The organism is Candidatus Hepatincolaceae symbiont of Strigamia maritima, from assembly GCF_055505085.1.
Map to the genome: position 1 here is coordinate 1 of NZ_DBKDTU010000006.1, position 4,721 is coordinate 4,721.

At 27.2% G+C, this 4,721-nt stretch carries 6 protein-coding genes; 3 read left to right on the plus strand and 3 right to left on the minus strand.

Features of this window, described 5'->3' with window-relative positions; all coding sequences use genetic code 11:
* Positions 1–40: 40 nt before the first annotated feature.
* The 3 genes from ACQCX0_RS00080 to ACQCX0_RS00090 are packed head-to-tail and all read left to right on the plus strand — an operon-like array spanning position 41 to position 2,648.
* A complete protein-coding gene (locus ACQCX0_RS00080; RefSeq protein WP_462561990.1) occupies positions 41–817 on the plus strand; it encodes an NAD kinase in 777 nt (258 codons plus the stop codon).
* Between the two features lie 35 nt (positions 818–852).
* Entirely contained in the window at positions 853–1,512 is a 660-nt protein-coding gene (locus ACQCX0_RS00085; RefSeq protein WP_462561991.1) for a polysaccharide deacetylase family protein, read from the plus strand.
* Entirely contained in the window at positions 1,512–2,648 is a 1,137-nt protein-coding gene (locus ACQCX0_RS00090) for an LptF/LptG family permease (protein ID WP_462561992.1), read from the plus strand. Before ACQCX0_RS00085 ends, ACQCX0_RS00090 begins: the two co-directional genes overlap by 1 nt.
* 59 nt (positions 2,649–2,707) lie before the next feature.
* Here the strand turns inward: ACQCX0_RS00090 and mgtE are convergent, their stop codons facing one another.
* From mgtE to ACQCX0_RS00105, 3 genes are all read right to left on the minus strand, one after another.
* Positions 2,708–4,129, minus strand: coding sequence for a magnesium transporter (gene mgtE, locus ACQCX0_RS00095; protein WP_462561993.1), 1,422 nt, complete (start codon positions 4,127–4,129; stop codon positions 2,708–2,710).
* Positions 4,130–4,139: 10 nt separating this feature from the next.
* Positions 4,140–4,340: a YqaE/Pmp3 family membrane protein gene (locus ACQCX0_RS00100; protein ID WP_462561994.1), complete on the minus strand. Its 201-nt coding sequence runs from the start codon at positions 4,338–4,340 to the stop codon at positions 4,140–4,142.
* A gap of 187 nt (positions 4,341–4,527) precedes the next feature.
* A partial coding sequence (locus ACQCX0_RS00105; protein ID WP_462561995.1) for a hypothetical protein occupies positions 4,528–4,721 on the minus strand: 194 nt, incomplete at its 5' end.

The following is a 4,721-nucleotide window of genomic DNA, read 5'->3' on the forward strand; positions in this document are numbered from 1 at the left end:
TAGAAACTACTATTAGTAAAAAAAAAATTAATAGATTGATATGAAATTAGCTATTACTGCTGCCAGAACCTCTAAAAGCTTTAGTCTACTAAACTTTTTACAACAAAAATATTCTTTTTATAAAGAAGAAGAAGCAGATATAATTGTGTGTTTAGGCGGTGATGGTTTTATGTTACATTGCCTGCATAAATATTTACCTCTAAATACAGCCTTATATGGTATTAATTGTGGCAATAAAGGTTTCTTATTGAATAGCTTTAATAAATCAGAAAATTTACTAGACAAACTAATAAATACTAAAAAATTTATTTTAAACCCTTTGTGTGCAGAAATTACTAATTACAAAGAAGACGTTGAATATTCCTTAGCTTTTAATGAAATATCACTCCTTAGAACTACACCTAATACTGCCCATCTTAGTATAAAAATTAACCAAAAAGTGATGCTTCCTCAATTAATCGGGGATGGTGTACTGGTATCAACACCCTCAGGGAGTACTGCTTATAATTTAGCCTGTAAGGGTACAATTTTACCAATTGATTCTAATCTTTTAGCGATTACCCCTATTAATCCTTTTAATCCTTTATATTGGCACGGAGCAATTGTTAATAATACTACTTCTATTGAGTTAGAAAATTGCGACCCAAAAAAAAGAAAAATTAGTTTGTATTGTGATTTTAAAAAATTTTTTAATATAAAAAAAACTAAAATTAGCTTAGATAAAACTCAATCTTTTGTTATACTATTTAATGATATAGAAGATTTACAACAAAAAATTTTAAATGAACAATTTTATTCTAATCAAGCGTTTAAATAAAATTCAGTAATAATAATTTTTAAGAGAATTACCTTATGAAAAATAAAAAGTATTTATGGATACCTTTTGTATTTATCTTATTAATAGCATATTTTTTATTAAAACAAAATATCTATCCGGTTAAAACTATAACCTTAAATAACCAAACTAACTTATTCAAATATGAAGTTAAAATTCCTGAAATTACTTTAAAAAATCCTGATATTAATAGCCTTAACAACTTTATTCTCTCTAATGCTAAAAGTAAAATTGCTCAATTAGAAGATTTAGCCTTAGATCTAAATAAGAATAATAGGTTTTTTAATATAGATTTAAAGATACATTATAAAGTCTACAAAAATAACTTCCATATTCTCAGTATAGTAATTTACACTACAAACTTTACTAATGAGAATAACCAAGATGACCTCAAAGCCTTTAATATTTATATCCCTAAAAAGAGTATACTAGCTTTTCATGATATTTTTAAACCTAGTGCCGTTAATTTTATTGAGACCACTATTAGAAAATCTATTACTGAGAAAAAAATCCTTAGGGATATAAACCCTGACCTACGCAATACTATCTTTTATTTTGATAATAATAATTTAATTATTAATTATCCTCCTTATACTTTATCAACACAATTGATTGAAACTACTCAGTTCAAACTTAGTAAAGAGCAACTTAAACCCTTCTTATTAATTAAATCCTAATGCAAATCAAACTATATTTTTTTAAACGTATCTTAGTAGCTAATTTATTATTGATGTTTGTTATAACTATATTAACTCTAGTTATTAAATCTTTAAATATGCTAATTTTAGTAGTAAAACAAGGTTTTTCAGTATTATCAGTTTTAAAACTAACTTCTCTAATTGTACCATCTTTACTCATTGAATCTTTTCCTATTGTAGCTTTAATTTCCATACTTTTTACTTGGAGTTACATGAAAAATAACCAAGAACTTATTGTAATGCAGGCAGTAGGTATTGCTCCTTTATCATTATCAAGCCCTGCCTTATTCATAGGTTTTGCTAATTCTATAATTGCCCTAATAATGACTGCTTATATTATTCCCTCTGCCTATGTGGAGTTTCACACCCTACGAAAGGATCTACGAAATACTTATAATACTAATGTTATTGAAGCCGGAAAGTTTATAGAAATTAACTCAGGGGTTACTATGTATATAAAAAATATTACTCCCTCCAAACAACTAGAGAATATCCTAATTTATAATGAGTACGGCAAAAGAGGACCTATAACTATTATAGCTAAAAGTGGTTATATTGTTAATAAAGAAGACCAAATTTTTTTTTATCTGAATAATGCTAATTTTCAAGAAATCGATAAAGAGAATCAAGGTATTTCTTTTCTAAATTTTTCTCAATATACTTTTTCTATTGCTAAAAGTCCTACTAAACCCATAGAACGCACAAGTTATAAGGAATTATATCTATGGGAATTGTTAAATTATAAAAATTTAATGTATGTTCAAAATCTTAAAAAAAAATCTGAAACTCTTTACTATGAGACTAGAATTAGTTTTTTTAAAGAAATTAATCGTCGCTTTGCTAATACTATTATGCCCTTGTTATTTACTTTAATCAGTTGTTATTTTTTATCCCATTCTAATTTTAACCGCAATGGTAATAAAATACCGATACTAAAGAGCATTATGTATTGCTCCTTAATAAAAGTTATTCAACTAGTTGTAGTGTTTGCTGAAAAAAATAGCCATATTCTATCTACTCTTATGAGTATCTTTATTGCTTTTGTATTAGTATTATTATTCTACCTTTTACAGAAACCTTTTTCATTAAAAAAGAAAGAATCTTGGATTTTCTAAGCTTTACATTAGAAATACCTTTAGATTTACAAAAGCTTATAACCTAATAATAAAAGTATTTATAAAACTAAATACGCAATTAATAATACTACAAAAAAACCTATTATATCTGTAAACATAGTAATAAAAACAGAAGATGCTACTGCGGGATCTACTTTTATTCTTCTAAAAAATAATGGTGTAAAGGTACCTAAAATCACCCCTACTAAGATATTACAAAAGATAGATAAAAATATTACTATACTAATTTTGAGATCCGTGCTCCAAAAATATCCCAGAGCATAACCGATTAACGCTAGAAAAATCCCGTTTAACATGGCTAATCTAAGCTCACTAATAATTTGCCTAAGTGCATTATTCACAGTAATAGTATTAGTAACAATTCCTCGTAGAGTTACTGATAAACTCTGTAACCCTGCATTTCCCCCAATGGAGACCACCATTTGAATTAATCCTGCTAAAATAATATGCTTAGTAAGTATACTCTCAAACCCTCCTACAATTACAGGAATAATCAAAGCTCCAGTAAAATTGAACATTAACCATCTTATTCTTGTAGCACTTGCTTTAAATAAGCTAAGATATTTATATCCACCTACCACACTAGGATTTACTCCTCCGATTAATAAAATATCTTCCCCATGCTCCTTATAAATTACATCTACAATGTCATCAATATTAATTACCCCCAAAAGTACCCCTTCATTATCAACTACTGCTGCAGATACAAAGTCTCTATTTTTAAAAAGTAGAGCTACTTCTTCTTGGTCCATATCTACAGGAATAGTTTTAAAGTTATTATCCATAATATTTAAAACATTTGTACTGTGCTCATTAATAATTAGGCTACTTAAATGTACTCTACCAATTACTCTACCCTTTTCCTCTACTATAAAAATATCATGTAGATTTTCCGGAATATTAGAGATCTCAAAATCTGCTATTTCTTTAATATAATAAATAGCCTGAGATACTTTCCAATCCTTTGGAATACTAATTACTAGGCTTTGCATTAATCGCCCAGCACTATCTTCTTTATAATTTAAATAATTCTCTAAGGTTCTTCTTTTATAAAAGGAAATTGAATGTAAGAGTTGCTCTTTTTCGGAAGGATTAAGATCTCTGACTAAATTTGTTAAATCATCATCACTTACATCCTTTAAGCTAGCTATAATAAAATTCATACCCTTCTTTTCTTTAACTCTTTGAAACAAATCACCTCTTAACCAAAGTACTAAATCTTTTAAGAAAACCTCATCTAAAGAACTTAGAATAACATCTATCTGATTATCATCCAGAACTTCTAATAAGTTAATAACTTCTTCCGGATATAAATCATAAATTATTTCTAGAATAGGGTTAAGATTATCAGCCTGTAATAGGGCTATTACCTGCTTTTCCAGAGCATCCCCGGAATTACCTGACATCAAGTGCCCTGCTGTATTACTTTGCAGAGTAGGTTTTTCATCATTAGAAAGCATGATACTTACCTTAAGGGTTATAGGAATCTCTGATTGATGCTCTGAACAGTTTTTTAGTATGATAATCATTTACGGCAAACATTGCCCAAATAGTTGCAATAAACCATCCCAGAATAGTAATTTGCAAAATTAAAGCAATAATACCGGAAAACGGCTTACCTATTGTAAAGAATACTATAAACGGTAAAAATATAGCTAGTATATATCTCATAACAACTCCTTATATTGTGTATCATTAAACATAACTTTACGATTACAATTTTTATATTATTTTATACTTAAAGCAACATAAAAATGCTTATTTCTTATACCATACTATATTTTTTTATTTTTTGCTATTACCCTTAAATTTTACTAAATTACATGCAAAAATATTAGTGTACAAAATAACTTCTAGTTTATTGTCGTCGATTAATAACTAACTCTAAATTAAATAAGTATAACCTTACCTTATCGTGTTCTTTAATTACACCTATAATCTTTCTTCTACAACGATTTAAGTAATTAATAAAAAAGATTATGTTTAGTTTTAATGTATTTATCTTTAAATAAGACATCTGTAAATATGTAAAATATGGTTTATATTCTATTA

Coding starts and splice junctions, on each gene's coding strand:
- ACQCX0_RS00080 (WP_462561990.1), top strand. CDS start 41: ATGAAATTAGCTATTACTGCTGCCAGAACCTCTAAAAGCTTTAGTCTA.
- ACQCX0_RS00085 (WP_462561991.1), top strand. CDS start 853: ATGAAAAATAAAAAGTATTTATGGATACCTTTTGTATTTATCTTATTA.
- ACQCX0_RS00090 (WP_462561992.1), top strand. CDS start 1,512: ATGCAAATCAAACTATATTTTTTTAAACGTATCTTAGTAGCTAATTTA.
- mgtE (WP_462561993.1), bottom strand. CDS start 4,129: ATGCTTTCTAATGATGAAAAACCTACTCTGCAAAGTAATACAGCAGGG.
- ACQCX0_RS00100 (WP_462561994.1), bottom strand. CDS start 4,340: ATGAGATATATACTAGCTATATTTTTACCGTTTATAGTATTCTTTACA.